Here is a 17,071-nt window from a genome sequence, read left to right on the forward strand (position 1 = left end):
CCGCGCGAGGCTTGCGCCTTCCGCTCGTCACGAATGCACGCCATAATGGCGCATGCAATTGACCTCGCGCCTTGCGCTGATGAACTGGCTGACCGGCCAGGGGCTCACGGGCCTGCCCGAAAACGAACTGCTCCGCGGGTTCTGCGAGCGCTGCCGCGCCGAAGGGCTGGAACTCTCGCGCGCCCTCATCGTCATCGACACCCTGCATCCGATCTATGAGGGCCGCGGTTTCCTCTGGAGCGACCGCCCCAGCAACGAGAGCGACGCCTTCGAATATGGCTCGACCGCCGAGGGCGATGCCAACAAGAAGTGGCGCCGCTCGGTGTTCTTTCACATGCTCGAGCACGGCCACGACGAGATGGTGATCGATCTCGCCGACGCGCCGTCGCTGGATTTCTCGCAGATCGGCGAGCTCGCCGAGAAGGGCCACAAGCACTATCTCGCCTTCGTGCATCGTTTCGGCGAGAACGGCGCGCTCGGTCTGATGGACTGCCTGTATTCCTGCTGGACCACGCGCCGTCCCGAAGGCTTTGGCGAAGGCGGGCTCGAGGCGCTGCGCGATCTCGTGCCGGTGCTCGGACTCGCGATCAAATCGGCGCAGCAGGTCGACATCGCGCGCACGCTCGGCCGCGTCTATCTCGGCCGCGACGCCTCCGAGCAGGTGCTGCGCGGGCGCATCTCGCGCGGCGTCACCGAGCGCATCAACGCCGTGCTGTGGTATTCGGACCTGCGCGGGTCGACCGGCATCAGCGAGAGCATCGGTCCCGACGAGATCATTCCGTTCCTCAACGACTATGCGCAGGCCGTGATCGATCCGATCCACGAAGCCGGCGGCGACGTGCTGAAGCTGATCGGCGACGGCGTGCTCGCGATGTTCTGGGGCGAGGACATGGCGGATGCGCGGCGGGCCGCGTTACGGGCCGAGCACCTGTTCCGCAAGAATGTCGCCGCGCTGAACAAGCGGCGGGCGGCGGAGGGCCGTCCGACCACGTCGGCCTATATCGGCCTGCATGTCGGCGAGGTCCTCTACGGCAATATCGGCAGCGAGGACCGGCTTGATTTCACCGTGGTCGGCCCGACCGTCAACGAGGTCAGCCGCATCGCCTCGATGAGCCGCTCGGTCGACCGCGAGCTGCTGGCCTCATCCGAGTTCTATAAGGGCCTCGATGCCGCCGGCCGCCGCTATCTCGTCTCCACCGGCCGCTATGCGCTGCGCGGTATCGGCCGCGCGCAGGATCTCTACACGCTGGATCCGGAGGTCGACGCGAGCGAGCCGGTGATGGGGAGCTACGAGCGGTATCTGGCGGGTTAGGCAGGCTGCTCCAGCGCCGCCGCCTCGTCCCCCACCATGTCCGGCTGCCGGTCCAGCCCCACCGCCGGTGACAGCAAGATCACCAACGCCTGCAGGCCGAAGACGGCGGCGGCGAGATAGAGGCACGCTTCCGCGCTCCAGAGGCCGCCGACGATCGCGCCCAACGCCGAGCCGAGCGGGCGGGCGCCATAGCTCATGATGTTGATGGCGGAGACGCGGCCGAGCAGGCGCGGCGGCGTCACGGACTGGCGCAGGGTTGTGGTCGAGATCACCCACAGGATGGGCCCCGCGCCGAGCAGGAAGAAGCTCAGGGCTGCGAGCCAGGGCGAAGGGAGCAGCACTGTCAGCGCCATCACCAAGGCGGCGACGAAGCCGGTGACGGGGCCGAGCCCGACGACCGTGCCGAAGGCAACGCGCTTCATCACGCGCGTGGCAATCAGCGCGCCGATCACCATGCCGACACCGTACATCGTGAGCACCGTGCCGACACCGGCGGCCGTCAAGCCGAGATGACGCACGGCGTAGGGCACGAATACCGCGATCTGCAGGAACCAGCCGGTGTTGAAGATGAACTGGGTGACGAACACCGGCCGCAGCAGCGGATGGTGAAACACGAAGGCCGCGCCTTCGCGGATCTCCTGGAAGGGATGACGCCGCGGCGCCGGCGCGCGCGCGGGCTCGTAGATGCCGGAGAGCAGCACCACCGCGATGGCCGAGAGCGCCGCGGCAAAGCCGAACGCCGGGCTCGCGCCCCACCATCCCACCAGTACCCCGCCGAGTGCAGGGCCGCTGGCGAAGGCGATGGTGCGCGCAAGCTCGATGCGGGCATTCGCCGCCGGCAACAGGTCGGAGCTCACCAACGAGGGCACCAGCGCCGGCGCCGCCACGCTGTAGACGACGGTGCCGCACACGGCGGCGAAGCCGAGCAAGGCCAGCAGCGGCAGATTGAGGGCCCCCAGCGCGAGCAGCAGCACGACGGCCGCGAGCGCGGCGGCCCGCAACGCCTCGGCGCCCGCCATCAGCCAGCGGCGGGAGATGCGGTCGGCGAGCACGCCGGCGGGAATGGCGAACAGGACGAAAGGCAAGGTGAGCGCGGTCTGGAGCAGGCCGGTCTGGCCTTCGGCAACGCCCAGCGTCAGCACCGCGACGATGGGCGCTGCGGCGAGTGCGATCTGCTCGGCCGACTGCGCCGCGAGATTCGACCAGGCGAGGCGGTTGAAGGTGTCGGGGAGGCGAGGGGGCGTTGACATGGCTCATATCCTGCAAAGGCAAATTTGCGCCAATGTTCGCCCCTGACGACCACCAAACCCACCCGCTTCCCGACAAGAGGCGAAATCCCCACGGTCCGCGGCGGGAACAGTTGCGGCTAGATGCAGTTGCAAATGAGTTGCAATAAGAACGAACTTGGGTATTCTGCCGACATGGACGCCCGATCACCCGACCTGAGCCCCGACGCCGCCGGCTGGCGCGCTGACGCGCCCATCACCAAGAGCCTCGCTGAGGTCAATTCCACAGTCGCCATTCCGGCCGCGGGCCGCTGGTGGCGACGGCTGCTGGCCTTCGTCGGTCCGGGCTATCTCGTCTCGGTCGGCTACATGGACCCCGGCAATTGGGCGACCGACCTCGCCGGCGGGTCGAAGTTTGGCTACACGCTGCTCTCCGTCATCCTGCTCTCGAATTTGATGGCGATCCTACTGCAGTCGCTGGCGGCGCGGCTCGGCATCGTCACCGACCGCGACCTCGCGCAGGCCTGCCGCGCCACCTATTCGCCGGCGGTGAACTTCCTGCTGTGGCTCGCCTGCGAGGCAGCGATCATCGCCTGCGATCTCGCCGAGGTGATCGGCACGGCGATCGCGCTGAAACTGCTGTTCGGCATTCCCCTGATCGGCGGCGCATTGCTCGCCGCGCTCGACGCCTTCCTGCTGCTGCTCCTGATGAACCGCGGCTTCCGCTTCCTGGAGGCCTTCGTCATTGCGCTGCTGGCGGTGATCGCGGTCTGCTTCGTGGTCCAGATCGCGGCGGCGGCCCCGCCGGTGGCGGAGGTTCTGCGTGGCTTCGTGCCGAAGAGCGAGATCTTCACCAATTCCGACATGCTCTACATCGCGATCGGCATCATCGGCGCCACCGTGATGCCGCATAATCTCTACCTGCACTCCTCGATCGTGCAGACGCGCGCTTATGAGCGCAACGACACCGGCCGGCGCGAAGCGATCAAATGGGCGACGACGGACTCCACCATCGCGCTGATGCTGGCGCTGTTCATCAACGCTGCGATCCTCGTCGTGGCCGCCGCGACCTTCCACAAAACCGGCCATTCCGACGTCGCCGAGATCGGCCAGGCCTTTGAGCTTTTGTCGCCGCTGCTCGGTCTCGGCATCGCCTCGACGCTGTTCGCGGTGGCGCTGCTCGCCTCGGGCCTCAACTCGACGGTGACGGCGACACTCGCCGGCCAGATCGTGATGGAGGGCTTTCTCAACCTGCGCCTGCCGAGCTGGGCGCGCCGTCTGCTCACGCGCGGCATTGCCATCGTTCCCGTGATCATCGTCACCGCGATCTATGGCGAGCGCGGCACGGCCGATTTGCTCGTGTTCAGCCAGGTTGTGCTGTCGATGCAGCTGCCCTTCGCCGTCATCCCGCTGGTGCGCTTCGTCTCCGACCGCCGCAAGATGGGCCAGTTTGCGATCCCGGTGTCCGTCGCTGCGATCGCGTGGATCGTTGCGGGCGTGATCGTGATTTTGAACGTGAAGCTGCTGGCGGATACGCTGTTCGGGTGAGTGGCGAATAGGGAATAGCGAATAGCGAGTGTTTCATCTATTCGCTATTCGCCAGTCACCATTCGCTTCTTCAATCCTGCGGCTCGGACGCCGAGTCGCCCTGCGCATCGATCCGCAGCCAGCCTGACGGGGCGAGGCGCTGCTGCGGCAGGAAGCGGGCCTTGTAGTCCATCTTCTTGGAGCCTTCGATCCAGTAGCCGAGATAGACGTAAGGCAGGCCCTGACGTCGCGCACGCGCGATGTGGTCGAGGATCATGAAGGTGCCCATCGAGCGGCTGACCTGGCTCGGCTCGAAGAACGAATAGACCATCGACAGGCCGTCGCTGAGGACGTCCGTGAGGGCGACCGCGATCAGCTCCTCGCCGCGGCCGGTGAGGCCGCTGTCGGGGCCGCGCTTGCGGTATTCGATGATGCGGGTCTCGACGTGGCTGTCCTCGACCATCATGGCGTAGTCGAGCACCGTCATGTCGGCCATGCCGCCGTGGCGGTGGCGGGCGTCGAGATAGGCGCGGAACACCGAATATTGCTCGGAGGTCGGCACCGCACTGCGCTGCTCGCCGATGATGTCGGCATTGCGCGCCATGACTTTCCGGAAGCTACGGGAGGGGCGGAACTCGTTGGCGATGACCCGGACCGAGACGCAGGCGCGGCATTGGTCGCAGGCCGGCCGGTAGGCGATCGACTGGCTGCGGCGGAAGCCGCCATGGGTCAGGAGGTCGTTGAGGTCACCGGCCCGGTCCCCGACCAGATGCGTGAACACCTTGCGCTCATGCCGGCCCGGCAAATACGGGCAAGGGGAGGGCGCCGTGAGGTAAAACTGTGGGGTGTCGCGCGAGTGCTGGGTCAAGGGACGTCGTGGGCCTCCGAAACAGGCATCAGCATCGCGCTCCAGAAGCCCCCGGTCAATCGATTAGCTCACCATGTCCGCGCCGCCTGGGGTGCGGGTATGCGAACCGAATTGTTGATCACGACCGTTCCCAGCACGAAATCGTGCAGCAGGCGACGGCGGCCGTTGAACAGGCCGACCAGCACCACGAACGGCGACAGGAACGAGACCGTCACCCAGAACAGCACGGCATGGGTGGCGCCGAGCACGAAGTAGCCTGGCGCGCCGTACCAGGTGCGCAGCTCCAGGTCCATCAGGCGCATGCCGACCGTGGCGGAGGACGGACCGCCGATGCTCGCGCCGTAATAGACGATGGCCCAGATCACGGAGGCCGGCCAGGCGATCCAGAACAGCGCCCAGCCGAGGCCGAGGGTGACCACGCCGAACAAGGCGATGAAGATGTAGCCGAGGATCACCGGGACCGAGATCACGACCATGTCGATCAGGAAGGCGAACACCCGCCGCGTCGCTACGCCCCGGAACAGCTCCGGATGCAGATAGGGATCGTAGGCATGCGGTTGCACCCCGCCGTCATTGCGCCAGGCGCCCGAATTGCCCGAGTCGTACGACATGGTCCGTTCTCCCAGCGAAGCCCCGTCGCAGGACATGGGAACAGGCCATGCCCGCGCCAAGGGCGCGCTGACGTTAACAAGCCGAAATATTCCGGCGATTCGGGGGCGGAGGATCGGGCAGTCCTGTAGGTGGGCGAAGGCGCGCTAGCACCGTGCCCACCATCTATCCCAACACCGCAGCAGAAATGGTGGGCACGCTTCCGCCTTCCTTCGCTCTTCGAGCTACGGCGGACGCTTTGCCCACGAGACCTTAACCTTGGCTGCGCAGCTTCTCCGCCGCCTTCGGCGCAAAATAGCTCAGCACGCCGTCGGCGCCGGCGCGCTTGAAGGCGAGCAGGCTTTCCATCATCGCGCGTTCGCCGTCGAGCCAGCCGTTGTTGGCGGCGGCGGCGATCATCGCGTATTCGCCGGAGACCTGGTAGGCGAAGGTCGGCATCGCAAACGTGTCCTTCACGCGGCGAACGACGTCGAGATAGGGCATGCCGGGCTTCACCATCACCATGTCGGCGCCCTCGGCGATATCGAGCTCGACCTCGCGCAGCGCTTCATCGGTGTTGGCGCTGTCCATCTGGTAGGTGCGCTTGTCGCCGGTCAGTGTCTTGGCCGAGCCGATGGCGTCGCGGAACGGGCCGTAGAAGGCGGAGGCGTATTTGGCCGCATAGGCCATGATCTGCACATCGAGCAGACCTGAGCGATCCAGCCCCTCGCGGATCGCGCCGACGCGGCCGTCCATCATGTCGGAGGGCGCGATGATGTCGCAGCCGGCTTCGGCCTGCACCAAGGCCTGGCGCACCAGCACGGCGACCGTCTCGTCGTTCAGGATCTTGCCGTCGGAGATCAGGCCGTCATGGCCATGGCTGGTGAAGGGATCGAGCGCGACGTCGCAGAGGACGCCGATCTCCGGAAACTCCTTCTTGATCGCGCGCACCGCCTGGCAGACCAGGTTGTTCGGATTGGTGGCTTCCGAGCCTTCCTCGTCGCGCAAGGAGGGATCGGTGTAGGGAAACAGCGCGAGGCAGGGGATGGTGAGCTTCATCGCGCGTTCGGCCTCGCGCACGGCCTGGTCGACGCTGAGGCGGTCGACGCCCGGCATCGAGGCGATCTGCTCGCGCTTGTTGTTGCCGTCGATCAGGAACAGCGGCCAGATCAGATCGTCGGTGGTGAGGACGTTCTCGCGCACCATCCGCCGGGCCCATTCGGCCTTGCGGTTGCGGCGTGGGCGGACGGTCAGATCGAGGGCAGGGGAGGCTGTTCCGCCATCCCGGCGCGACACCTCGCGCAATTCGATCGGACGTCCGTATTTGATCGCCATCACTCTTCCTCCGGCTGGAATTATTCTTATACCAGCTCGCACGGTTCCCGTCACCGCGGCTTGACCTGCCGCAAGGCAGAATTGAACTGACGTGGCTGTCGATCTTGGGCAGCCGATTGATTTTGCGGGCCGAAGCAGCCAGAAGGGGGCCATGTCCGAGATCTCCACCCGCGATGCGACCCGCGACAGCGCCAGGGACGCCGCCCGAGACAATGCCAGAGAGAGCGCACTGTCGGTGGCGGCGATCTCGTCGGAGCGCTCAGAGTCCGACGACAATGTCTGGACCCGCCGGCTCGTGCTGTTCCTGCGGGTGATGGCGCTGCTCTCGATCCTCAAGGGTCTCTATCACTGGGCGCAGGTCACGGGCTTCGTCGGCGGCGAGGACGAGGCGTTCGAGAACCAGTCGATGGCCTGGCAGGCCGCGACCGTCTACTTCGCCGTGATCGAGCTCGTGGCCGCCGTCGGCCTCTGGCTCGCGACGCCCTGGGGCGCGGTGGTGTGGCTGACGACCGTGGTGTCGATGGCGGTGATCGAACTGATGTTCCCGGGAATCTACGGCGGCAGCCTCGTCGTGGTCGGCGTCGAGGTCTTCATGCTTGCCGCCTATCTTGCGCTCGCCTGGATGGCCGCGCGCGAACGGCCGCCGTAGCGCGACAACGTCGCGATCAACAATACTCTCGTGCCCCGGACGCAGCGCAGCGCTATCCCGGCGATGCGAAGCATCGTCCGGTCAGCGGTGCGCTGCAGAGCCGGGGCCCATCTCTCCAACATCTCGTTTGCGGCGTTCTGGGTCCCGGCTCTGCGCTTCGCTTGTCCGGGACACGAGAGTGTTGCGCTTGGTTGACCGCTGGTTGCCTAAAATTCGCGGTAAGTTTTCATTGACCAGCCGGTTCCGCCACAGCCGTTACGCGCCCGTTTCGAAACGGGGCGGGGCTGTTCTGGAATGCGACAACCGGGGCGGACGGAGGGTGAACAGGACCTTGCGAAGGTCAACAGACGGTTGCGAAAAGTGCTTGTGGCACAGGCTTAATCAGCAATTCACTGTCTTAAATTCATGATCTCTTTATTCTCTTATTTAAGCCGATCTTCAAACGCGCCCCTTAAGTTGCACCTATCAGACGGGACACAAGTTTCGTCGAATAAGTGTCGATAAAAACGACAACAGGGGAAGTGTCATGATGAAAGCCGTCGCAACTGCGGCAGATACCGCAGAGCGCGTCTCCGGCCAGCAGGGTTCGGTGCAGTCGCTCTATCTGGAAGCCTTGACGCTGGTGGAGCGGCTGCATCGCCGGCTCCTCGACGTGATCAAGGACGAATTCGATCGCCGCGGCCGTGCGGACATCAACTCGGTGCAGGCGCTCTTGCTCTACAACATCGGCGACAAGGAGCTGACCGCGGGCGAGCTGCGCACGCGCGGTTACTATCTCGGCTCCAACGTCTCCTACAATCTGAAGAAGCTCGTCGAGCTCGGCTTCCTCGATCATCAGCGCTCGCGCGTCGATCGCCGCTCGGTGCGCATCCGCCTCACCCCGCAGGGCCAGGAAGTCCGCCGCATCGTCGATGCGCTCTACCAGAAGCACGTCAAGACGGTCGAGCAGGTCGGCGGCATCTCCGGCGACGAGTTCGCGACCCTCAACAAGTCGCTGCACCGCCTCGAGCGGTTCTGGACCGACCAGATCCTCTATCGCCTCTGAGTTTTCGCAAGGGAAACCAAGCCGGCCCGCAACAAGACCGGCAAGCCTCCCGAACGAAAGTCTGACCTCCCCAAGCGCGCCGGTCCGCTTGTTCGGACTGGTGCGCCGTTCGCGCGTGTACGCAACTCTGATGCGCAGAGCGCAGCATCTTCACGTCGAGTGAGCCCGCGCGCTCCTCAGCGCAAACGTTCCTCCCACTGGCGAAACAGTGCGACGTCGTCATCGGCCGCGACGACCGGGGCCGACACGTAGCCGAGGCGCGCGCGCCGCGGGCTGAATCCGAATTGCTTGCGAAACGCGCGACTGAAATGCGCCGCGCTGGCAAAACCGTATTCCCTGGCGATATCATGAATCGCAAGCGGCTCTCCCGCGTTCAGGCGGGCGTGGATCGTCTCGAGCCGTCGCTTGCGGATGTAGGCCGTGACGCCACCGGCATTGGCGAAAGCGCGATAGAGATTGGATTTCGAAGTCGCCAGCGCCCGGCTCATCGCCGCGATGCCGAGCTTGTCGGAGGCGAGGTGCTGGTCGATATAGGCCTCGGCCCGCTCGCGGACTGATGTCACCGACCTGCCGTTCGCGCCGTCGACGCTCGGCGGCCTTGCGCGCATCGCCGTCGTCAGCAATCCCACGAATGCGGCCGACAGGCTGGCCGCATCGTTGACGCTCATCTCCTCGAGCTGCTGCACGAAGGACAACAGGAAATCCGCGACAAGGCGGCCCCATGCCCCGTCAATGATCAGTCCGTGCGTGGCGGGATCGTAGCCGGTGCGCTCGAAGGCGCGCCGCGCAATGGTGCAGGTGATGCAATCCAGCGCCGAGCCCTCGGTCACGAGAGCGCGGCGTGTATCGAACGCGGCCAGTTCGCCCTGCCGCATCGTGCGCGGGGAGGGCGCGTCGTCGGTGAAGGTTACCGTGCCGGCCTTGAGGAAGACGACCTGGATCACGTCGAGCCCGTCGGCCTTCGCCATCTCGGCGGTCCGCGCCATCCTGGCTGCACCGATCCGGGAATGGGTCACGACCATGTCGCCCAGGGTCCAGGCATCCACGATGGCCTCGAAAGCGGCGTCAGGCTCGAGGCGGCTCACCTGATGCGTGGCGATGCCCGAACGCCAAATGTCGAATCTGTCCTGCTCTGGAAAATCTCTGGTGTCGAAATGCAGCACGGGAATGGGGGTGGACATGATCTGCCGGTGAAATCCCAACGTCTATCGATGGCCGTTATAGAACGGCGCCCGACGCGCGCCGAAGAAGAATTTGACTTCCTGGACCGGAAGACTTGACCGCTGAATTCAAACTTGGTCGGCTGCGCTTCGCAGAGCCCGAATCCGTTGTACGATGCTGGCGACCTATTGGTCGCAAGTGATTTGACGCTCAAGGCCTTTGCAGATGCCCACTCCTCATCCGTTGCGTGCCGCTCCCGGTCATTTTCCGCATTCATCCGGGCGCCGATGCGCGGCGGCTGTTTCCTTTGCTGCGGCCCTCGCGGCCTTTGCCGCCATAACGCTGTTCGCGGCGCCGGCCCACGCGGTCTGCACCCCCGCGGCCGCCGACAATGTCTCGGCGACCTGTACGGGCAGTACCGTCAACCAGGACAATCCAAATGGCTTCGGCACCTCTCTGATCAACAATCTCGGCGTGACCGTCGTCCAGGGTGCGACGGTGACCGGCACCAATTACGGCATCAGGTTCAACAGCGGATCGGTCGTCAATTCCGGTACGGTCACCGGCACGAACCTGTCCGCCATCGAGGCCATCAGCAGCGTCACCGTGACGAATTCCGGGGCGCTCAGCGGCCTGTACGGCGTCGCCTCCAGCGGGACTGCGGTCGTGACGAATTCCGGGACGATTTCGTCCTTCAACGGTGACGGCGTGCGGGGCGGCACCAACGTCACCGTCACCAATTCCGGTACCATCACCGCCCCCTTCGAGGGCGTTTACGCCGGCCAGAACGCCACCGTCGTCAATTCGGGGAGCATCACCGGCAATTCCCACGGGATCCTCGTTGGCGGCGACGCCTTCGTGACCAATTCCGGCACCATCGTCGCCCAGGCGAGTGTGATCCGGGCTGCCAGCGGCAGTGCCGTCGTGATCAATTCGGGTACGCTATCGATGCTGGGGAGTTCCGGCAGCGCCATGTACGCCCTGACCAGTCTGACGCTCGTCAATTCCGGCACCATCATGTCTGCCGGAGCAGGGCCTTTCTCGAGCGGCAATATCGACGTGACCAATTCGGGATCGATCATCGTCACGGGATTTGGCCCGGCCATTTCTGCCGGCAATGCCAAGGTGACCAATTCCGGCACGATCATCGCGAACAACGGTTCCGGCGTGAGCGGCAGCAACGTGGACATCACGAATTCCGGGGTGCTGCGGGGCTATTGGGAAGGCGTCATCGCCTCCCAGACGGCGAGCGTTACCAATTCGGGCACGATCATCGGGGACCATTCGGCGGGTATCTCGGCGAGCAACGATAGTTTGTTCCTGACGAACTCGGGCTCGATCAGCGGAAGCAGCGCGGGCGCTCGCGCGGTCAATGGCAGCGTCAACATCGTCAATTCGGGGACAATCGTCGGGACCGGGCCTTCGGGTGTCGGCGTGGTTTCGGGCGCCGCCGGCAGCGTGGTCAATTCCGGCACGATCATCGGCGCGGGCGGGACGGCGATCCAGTTCGGAGCGACGACACCGGCACAATCCGACAGCCTGACCGTGCTTCCCGGCGCGCGCTTCGGCGGCGCGGTCGATTTCAGCGGCGGTGCCGACACGGTCAGGTTCGGACCGGGAAGCTGGATCCTGAACACGGCCAATTTTGACAAGACGCTGTCGACCGTGACCACCGCCGGCAATCCTTATGTGGTTACGCCCAACCAGATCATTGTTGCCGATCTCTCCGGCGCCGGCGCCCAGAACCGCGCCATCATGGACATCACCGGCTGGATCGCGTCGGTCCTGCCCGATGCGCCGGTGTTCGCGCCCGGCGCGGGTGGGGCCACCGCGTTTGCCGCAACGGAAAGCTCGCCGTCCCCGTTCGATGCGTTCGCCAGCTTCCCCTCCGATGCCACCTCCGATGCCCTGGGGTACGCCCGGGCGCCCGTCTTCAAGGCGGCGAGCGCAAGCTATGGCGACGGCAACGCGGTCTGGGCCAAGGCCTTCGGCGGCCAACGCCAGCAGGACGACAGCAGCGCTTTGATCGGCGGGACCACAACCGGTTATGGCGGTGCCGTCGGCTATGAGCGCCTCGTCGGTCCGGACCTCAGGCTCGGTGTGCTGGCGGGCGGCAGCGCCAACAAGACCAACCTTCATTTCAACGCCGGCAGCACCGGCACCGACACCGTGTTCGGCGGCGCCTATGGCCGCAAGATCTGGGGCGGCATCTTCCTCGATCTGTCCGTGATTGGAGGAAGCCTGGACAATACCAACCAGCGTAATATCGGGGGCGGTCTCGCCTTCGCGACGGCAACGGCCTCCTATGGCGGCTGGTTCGTCAATCCGGCGCTGATGTTCGGGCGCCGCCTCGACGTCGACGGGCGCGGTTTCACCATCACCCCGGCGGTGAAAGTGCGCTACGTGGCGGCGCATTTCGGCGGCTACACCGAGACGGGCGCGGGCCCCGCCAATGTCAGCGTCACCGGCCGCGACTTCCAGGCCTGGGAGGAGCGTGCCGAACTCACTTTCGCCAACAGCGCGACGCTTGCCAACGGACATCGCGTGACCGCGCGAGTCTCTGCCGGTGCGCTCGCGCAACAGCGCAGCGCGGGCGACCTGCTCAACGTCGTCTTGCTCGGGCAGAACTTCGTCGCAGCCACGTCGGACCGCGGCAGCGTCGCCGGCGGCTACGGCAGCGCCGGCGTCGACTGGCAGATGGGCCGGCTCACGCTGTTTGCGCTGGGCGAGGCGACCTATACCAACGATGTCGCGCGCACCTATTTCGGCAAGGGCGGCGCGCGCGTGACCTGGTAGGCCGCCGGAAACGCCGCCGACGGTTCCGGTTCGCACCTGCAAAAAAACTGCTCGTCCTGCGGAACAAGTTCCGCGCCCTGCCGTTGTTCTCCCCAACCGGAGGGTGCGATGCTGGTCGAGCGCGGGCTTCAGGCGATGAACGTGGAACTCGTAAGCGAAGCCTACGCCATCGCCGCGAACTACCTTCGCCGTTCCGGCGCGATCCCGGACTCTCTCGTCACCGACGAACGCCTGCTCGGCCTCATCGTCAAGCTGATCCAGCAAGGTGAATCCAACAGAATCAGGCTGGCCAACAAGGCGATCGCCCGGTTCCAGGCGCAGACCGAGGCCAGAGCGGTTGCCTGATCAAAATTCCCAATATCCCGACGAACCAGAGGATGCCATGGAAGCTGCCATCGACCGCATCATGCAGACCTATGACCTGCTCGCCAACCGCACTGCGGCGGCCAGCGAGGAGGCGCGTGTCAAGGTCACGAATTACCTCAACATCCTGATGGAAGCCGGCGAGACGGACCCCCACAGGTTGACGGTGTGCGGCCTGACCTATCTGCGCCAGCTCGACGGCAGCGTGGACCCGGTGAAGGCGGGGTATACGGGGCTGTGAAACGACGCCGGCTCCGCCCGGTGGGGCCCGTCGGCGAGATGAGGCCCAAAGCGGCCCCAGTCCAGAGATTGCAGAGGAGCGGTTCCATAGAACCGCTCCCGGCTGAAAACCTCCAATCCCACCATATCTTGCATAAATATCAGGCCCGACCCGCAAATGCTTGGCCCGGGGCGGGCGATGTGGTAGATCGCGCGTGCTTCCGATCGCCACACCAGACCCGCCCGTAGCCCGCCAAAAGGCTGCGGCGGTGGAGATATTCGCAAGATGACCCTCGCAAAAACCGCCTCCGCGCCCGATTCGTTTTTCACCGCCTCGCTCGAGCAGGCCGACCCGGAAATCGCAGCCGCCATCAAGGGCGAGCTTGGCCGGCAGCGCCATGAGGTCGAGCTGATCGCTTCCGAGAACATCGTCAGCCGGGCCGTGCTGGAAGCGCAGGGTTCGGTGATGACCAACAAGTACGCGGAGGGTTATCCGGGCGCGCGGTATTACGGCGGTTGTGAGTGGGTCGACGTCGCCGAGAACCTTGCGATCGATCGCGCCAAGAAGCTGTTCGGCGCCAATTTCGCCAACGTGCAGCCGAACTCCGGCAGCCAGATGAACCAGGCGGTGTTCCTGGCGCTGCTGCAGCCCGGCGACACCTTCATGGGCCTCGATCTCTCCGCCGGCGGCCATCTCACCCACGGCTCGCCCGTCAACATGAGCGGCAAGTGGTTCAAGGCCGCGCACTACACCGTGCGCCGCGAGGACCAGGTCATCGACATGGACGCGGTGGCCAAGCAGGCCGAGCAGGTGAAACCGAAGCTGATCATCGCCGGCGGCTCCGCCTATTCGCGCGCCTGGGACTTCAAGCGTTTCCGCGAGATCGCCGACAGCGTCGGCGCGTACCTGCTGGTCGACATGGCGCATTTCGCCGGGCTCGTCGCCGGCGGCGTGCATGCTTCGCCCGTGCCGTATGCGCACGTCACCACCACCACGACGCACAAGTCCTTGCGCGGTCCGCGCGGCGGCCTGATGCTGTGGAATGACGAGACGCTGACCAAGAAGCTCAATTCGGCGATCTTCCCGGGCTTGCAGGGCGGTCCCCTGATGCACGTGATTGCGGCCAAGGCGGTCGCCTTCGGCGAGGCGTTGCGTCCGGACTTCAAGGTGTACGCCAAGAGCGTCGTCGAGAACGCCAAGGCCTTGGCAGAGACCTTGAAGGGTCATGGTCTCGATATCGTCTCCGGCGGCACCGACAATCATCTGATGCTGGTCGATCTCAGGCCCAAGGGCCTGAAGGGCAACGTCTCGGAGAAGGCGCTGGTCCGCGCGGCCATCACCTGCAACAAGAACGGCATTCCGTTCGACCCGGAGTCGCCCTTTGTCACCTCCGGGATTCGGCTCGGCACGCCGGCCGCGACCAGCCGCGGGTTCGGGGTGGCCGAATTCCAGCAGGTCGGCGGCATGATCGCCGAGGTTCTCAACGCGATCGCGCAATCCTCCGACGGCAAGGCGCCGCTGGTGGAAGCTGCGATCAAGGAACGGGTCAAGGCGCTCACCGACCGGTTCCCGATCTACCAGTAAGGCGCCGCATGATCCGGAAAAGCGGGTACCGGTTTTCCGAAAAGATCATGCGAAAATAAAGGTCTCGTTGGATGCGCTGCCCGAACTGCAACAGTCTCGATACGCAGGTAAAGGACTCGCGTCCGACCGAGGACTCGTCCGTGATCCGCAGGCGGCGCGTGTGCGTCGCCTGCAATTTCCGCTTCACCACCTTCGAGCGCGTGCAGCTGCGCGAGCTCACGGTGATCAAGCGCAACGGCCGCCGCGTGCCGTTCGACCGCGACAAGCTGATGCGCTCGGTGCAGATCTCGTTGCGCAAGCGGCAGGTCGAGCCGGAGCGGGTCGAGAAGATGGTCTCCACCATCGTGCGCGAGCTCGAGACCGGGGGCGAGGCCGAGATCTCCTCGGAGGTGATCGGCGAGACCGTGATGGAGCATCTGCGCACGCTCGACGACGTTGCCTATGTGCGCTTTGCTTCAGTCTACCGCAACTTCCGCGAGGCCAAGGATTTCGCCAACGTGCTCGGCGAGCTCTCCGGTGAGGAGGAAGCGCGGCTCGCCGCGATCCGCAAATGATCTTCCGCATTCTGGAAGACCAATTCGCGCAGAAGGCCCGCGAGGCCAAGGATGCTGATCGCCGTTTCATGGAGCTGGCGCTCGCGCTGGGCAGGCGCGGGCAGGGGCGCACCTGGCCCAACCCGGCAGTGGGCGCCGTGATCGTCAAGGACGGCGTCATCGTCGGCCGCGGCTGGACGCAGCCCGGTGGGCGTCCGCATGGCGAGCCCGAAGCATTGCGGCGCGCAGGCGAAGCGGCGCGGGGCGCCACGCTCTATGTCACGCTGGAGCCGTGCTCGCATTTCGGCAAGTCGCCGCCTTGCGCCGATGCGGTGATCGCGGCCGGCATCAAGCGCGTGGTGGCGGCGATCGAGGACCCCAATCCTGATGTCGCGGGCCAGGGCCATGCGCGCCTGCGCGCGGCCGGCATCACGGTGGACGTCGGTCTGTGCGCGGCTGAGGCCGCGTTCGACCACGCCGGGCATTTCCGCCGCATCCGGGACAAGCGCCCGCATGTGATCCTGAAGCTCGCGGTCTCGCCTGACGGCAAGATCGGCGCGGCCGGCGGCAAGCCGGTTGCGATCACGGGCGAGGCCGTTCGCGATCGCGTGCACATCTTGCGCGCGCAGAGCGATGCCATCCTGGTCGGCATCGGTACGGTGCTGGCGGACGATCCGCTTCTCACCTGCCGCCTGCCGGGCATGGCGGACCGCTCGCCGGTGCGTGTGGTGCTCGACCAGAGCCTGCGCATACCGGCATCGAGCCGGCTCGTGCGCTCCGCGCGCGAGACGCCGCTCTGGGTGGTGGGGTCTGAGCTCGCCGAAGCCGCGGCCGCAACGCGGCTTGGGGCGGCCGGTGCGCAGATGTTGCGCGTGCCGCCGGGCAGTGCAGCAGGGCTCGATCTGCCGGCCGTGCTGCATGCGCTGGCCAAGAAGGGCATCACGCGGCTGATGGTCGAGGGTGGCAGCCGTATTGCGGCGTCCTTCGTCGCGGCCGATCTCGTCGACGAGATCTGGCTGTTCCGCGGCGCGGAAGAGGTCGGCGAAGGCGGTGTCGATGCGCTCGATGCATTGCCCCTGTCGAAAATCACGCAGTCGCCGGCCTACAAGGTTCATGCTAGCGAGACCTTCGGCAAGGATACTCTCACCATCTACGAGCGCGCGTAATGTTCACCGGCATTGTCACCGATATCGGCGAGATCGTCAGCTTCACGCCAACGGCGCAGGGGCAGCTGCACCGGCTGCGGATTGCCTGCCGCTACGATCAGAGCACCATCGCCGACGGCGCCTCGATCGCCTGCAACGGCGTCTGCCTGACCGTGGTCGCCTCGGGCGTTGCGGACGGCAGGGACTCTAAGCAAAGGACCTGGTTCGACGTCGACACCGCGGCCGAGACGCTGGCGCTGACGACGGCAAAACACTGGAAGGTCGGCACGAGGCTCAACCTCGAGCGCGCGCTGAAGATCGGCGACGAGCTCGGCGGCCATATCGTCGCCGGCCACGCCGATGGGATCGCCACCATCGTCAGCCGCGAGGACCTGCCCGACATGGCGCGGTTCGTGCTCTCGACGACGCGGGAGCTGGCGCGTTTCATCGCCACCAAGGGCTCGATTACGCTCGACGGCGTCTCGCTGACGATCAATACGGTTGCAGATGTGACCTTTTCGGTGCTGATCATCCCACACACGCTTGATGTCACGACGATCGGCGGCTGGAAGGCGGGGGACGAGGTCAATATCGAGGTCGATCTGATGGCCCGCTACGCGGCGCGGCTGACGGAAATGAAGTGACCGGCGAAGCCGGCCTGAAATGACACTGTCTTTGAACTTGGCTTAGCCTCTGGCGGCGACTACATAGCGCCGACC

16 protein-coding genes are annotated in these 17,071 nt (G+C 65.6%); 11 read left to right on the forward strand and 5 right to left on the reverse strand.

Features of this window, described 5'->3' with window-relative positions; genetic code table 11:
* Window positions 1-52: 52 nt before the first annotated feature.
* On the forward strand, window positions 53-1,312 hold the full coding sequence (locus JQ566_RS19685; protein WP_212374663.1) for an adenylate/guanylate cyclase domain-containing protein: 1,260 nt from the start codon (window positions 53-55) through the stop codon (window positions 1,310-1,312).
* Here the strand turns inward: JQ566_RS19685 and JQ566_RS19690 are convergent.
* Entirely contained in the window at window positions 1,309-2,562 is a 1,254-nt protein-coding gene (locus JQ566_RS19690; protein WP_212374666.1) for an MFS transporter, read from the reverse strand. The genes JQ566_RS19685 and JQ566_RS19690 overlap by 4 nt on opposite strands.
* A gap of 171 nt (window positions 2,563-2,733) precedes the next feature.
* On the opposite strand from JQ566_RS19690, the gene JQ566_RS19695 reads away from it, so the two are divergent.
* Window positions 2,734-4,086, forward strand: coding sequence for an Nramp family divalent metal transporter (locus JQ566_RS19695; protein WP_212374669.1), 1,353 nt, complete (start codon window positions 2,734-2,736; stop codon window positions 4,084-4,086).
* A gap of 70 nt (window positions 4,087-4,156) precedes the next feature.
* Here JQ566_RS19695 and JQ566_RS19700 read toward each other — a convergent pair whose 3' ends face one another.
* From JQ566_RS19700 to hemB, 3 genes are all read right to left on the reverse strand, one after another.
* Window positions 4,157-4,933, reverse strand: coding sequence for an arginyltransferase (locus JQ566_RS19700; RefSeq protein WP_212374671.1), 777 nt, complete (start codon window positions 4,931-4,933; stop codon window positions 4,157-4,159).
* Between the two features lie 68 nt (window positions 4,934-5,001).
* Complete coding sequence (locus tag JQ566_RS19705; protein ID WP_212374673.1) at window positions 5,002-5,544, reverse strand: RDD family protein; 543 nt, start codon at window positions 5,542-5,544, stop codon at window positions 5,002-5,004.
* Window positions 5,545-5,794: 250 nt separating this feature from the next.
* A complete protein-coding gene (gene hemB, locus JQ566_RS19710) occupies window positions 5,795-6,856 on the reverse strand; it encodes a porphobilinogen synthase (RefSeq protein ID WP_212374675.1) in 1,062 nt (353 codons plus the stop codon).
* Window positions 6,857-7,007: 151 nt separating this feature from the next.
* Between hemB and JQ566_RS19715 the strand changes: the two genes are divergently transcribed.
* Together JQ566_RS19715 and ldtR are read left to right on the forward strand one after the other, a co-directional pair.
* Window positions 7,008-7,505, forward strand: coding sequence for a DUF6163 family protein (locus tag JQ566_RS19715; protein ID WP_212374677.1), 498 nt, complete (start codon window positions 7,008-7,010; stop codon window positions 7,503-7,505).
* Between the two features lie 526 nt (window positions 7,506-8,031).
* Window positions 8,032-8,550, forward strand: a complete 519-nt coding sequence (gene ldtR / locus JQ566_RS19720; protein WP_025036696.1) for a transcriptional regulator LdtR — start codon at window positions 8,032-8,034, stop codon at window positions 8,548-8,550.
* A 176-nt stretch (window positions 8,551-8,726) separates the two neighbouring features.
* Here the strand turns inward: ldtR and JQ566_RS19725 are convergent, their stop codons facing one another.
* Window positions 8,727-9,731, reverse strand: a complete 1,005-nt coding sequence (locus tag JQ566_RS19725; RefSeq protein ID WP_212374679.1) for an AraC family transcriptional regulator — start codon at window positions 9,729-9,731, stop codon at window positions 8,727-8,729.
* 205 nt (window positions 9,732-9,936) lie between these two features.
* Here JQ566_RS19725 and JQ566_RS19730 point away from each other — a divergent pair, with 205 nt between their 5' ends.
* The 7 genes from JQ566_RS19730 (at window position 9,937) to JQ566_RS19760 (ending at window position 16,996) form a co-directional block, all read left to right on the forward strand.
* Window positions 9,937-12,507 (forward strand): autotransporter outer membrane beta-barrel domain-containing protein, encoded by a 2,571-nt coding sequence (locus JQ566_RS19730; RefSeq protein ID WP_212374681.1) that lies wholly within the window; start codon window positions 9,937-9,939, stop codon window positions 12,505-12,507.
* 108 nt (window positions 12,508-12,615) lie between these two features.
* Window positions 12,616-12,852: a hypothetical protein gene (locus tag JQ566_RS19735; protein WP_212374683.1), complete on the forward strand. Its 237-nt coding sequence runs from the start codon at window positions 12,616-12,618 to the stop codon at window positions 12,850-12,852.
* A gap of 37 nt (window positions 12,853-12,889) precedes the next feature.
* Entirely contained in the window at window positions 12,890-13,111 is a 222-nt protein-coding gene (locus JQ566_RS19740; RefSeq protein ID WP_027573689.1) for a hypothetical protein, read from the forward strand.
* Window positions 13,112-13,375: 264 nt separating this feature from the next.
* On the forward strand, window positions 13,376-14,674 hold the full coding sequence (glyA, locus tag JQ566_RS19745) for a serine hydroxymethyltransferase (RefSeq protein ID WP_212374685.1): 1,299 nt from the start codon (window positions 13,376-13,378) through the stop codon (window positions 14,672-14,674).
* A 71-nt stretch (window positions 14,675-14,745) separates the two neighbouring features.
* Complete coding sequence (gene nrdR / locus JQ566_RS19750) at window positions 14,746-15,228, forward strand: transcriptional regulator NrdR (RefSeq protein ID WP_131868092.1); 483 nt, start codon at window positions 14,746-14,748, stop codon at window positions 15,226-15,228.
* Complete coding sequence (gene ribD / locus JQ566_RS19755; RefSeq protein ID WP_212374687.1) at window positions 15,225-16,373, forward strand: bifunctional diaminohydroxyphosphoribosylaminopyrimidine deaminase/5-amino-6-(5-phosphoribosylamino)uracil reductase RibD; 1,149 nt, start codon at window positions 15,225-15,227, stop codon at window positions 16,371-16,373. The genes nrdR and ribD overlap by 4 nt, the downstream gene beginning before the upstream one ends.
* Window positions 16,373-16,996 carry a riboflavin synthase gene (locus JQ566_RS19760; RefSeq protein ID WP_212374689.1) on the forward strand — a complete coding sequence of 208 codons (624 nt, stop codon included), beginning with the start codon at window positions 16,373-16,375 and terminating at the stop codon, window positions 16,994-16,996. The genes ribD and JQ566_RS19760 overlap by 1 nt, the downstream gene beginning before the upstream one ends.
* The last annotated feature ends 75 nt before the right edge of the window (window positions 16,997-17,071 follow it).

Origin of the sequence: Bradyrhizobium sp. SZCCT0231 (assembly GCF_018130245.1) — a bacterium.
GTDB lineage: Bacteria > Pseudomonadota > Alphaproteobacteria > Rhizobiales > Xanthobacteraceae > Bradyrhizobium > Bradyrhizobium japonicum_F.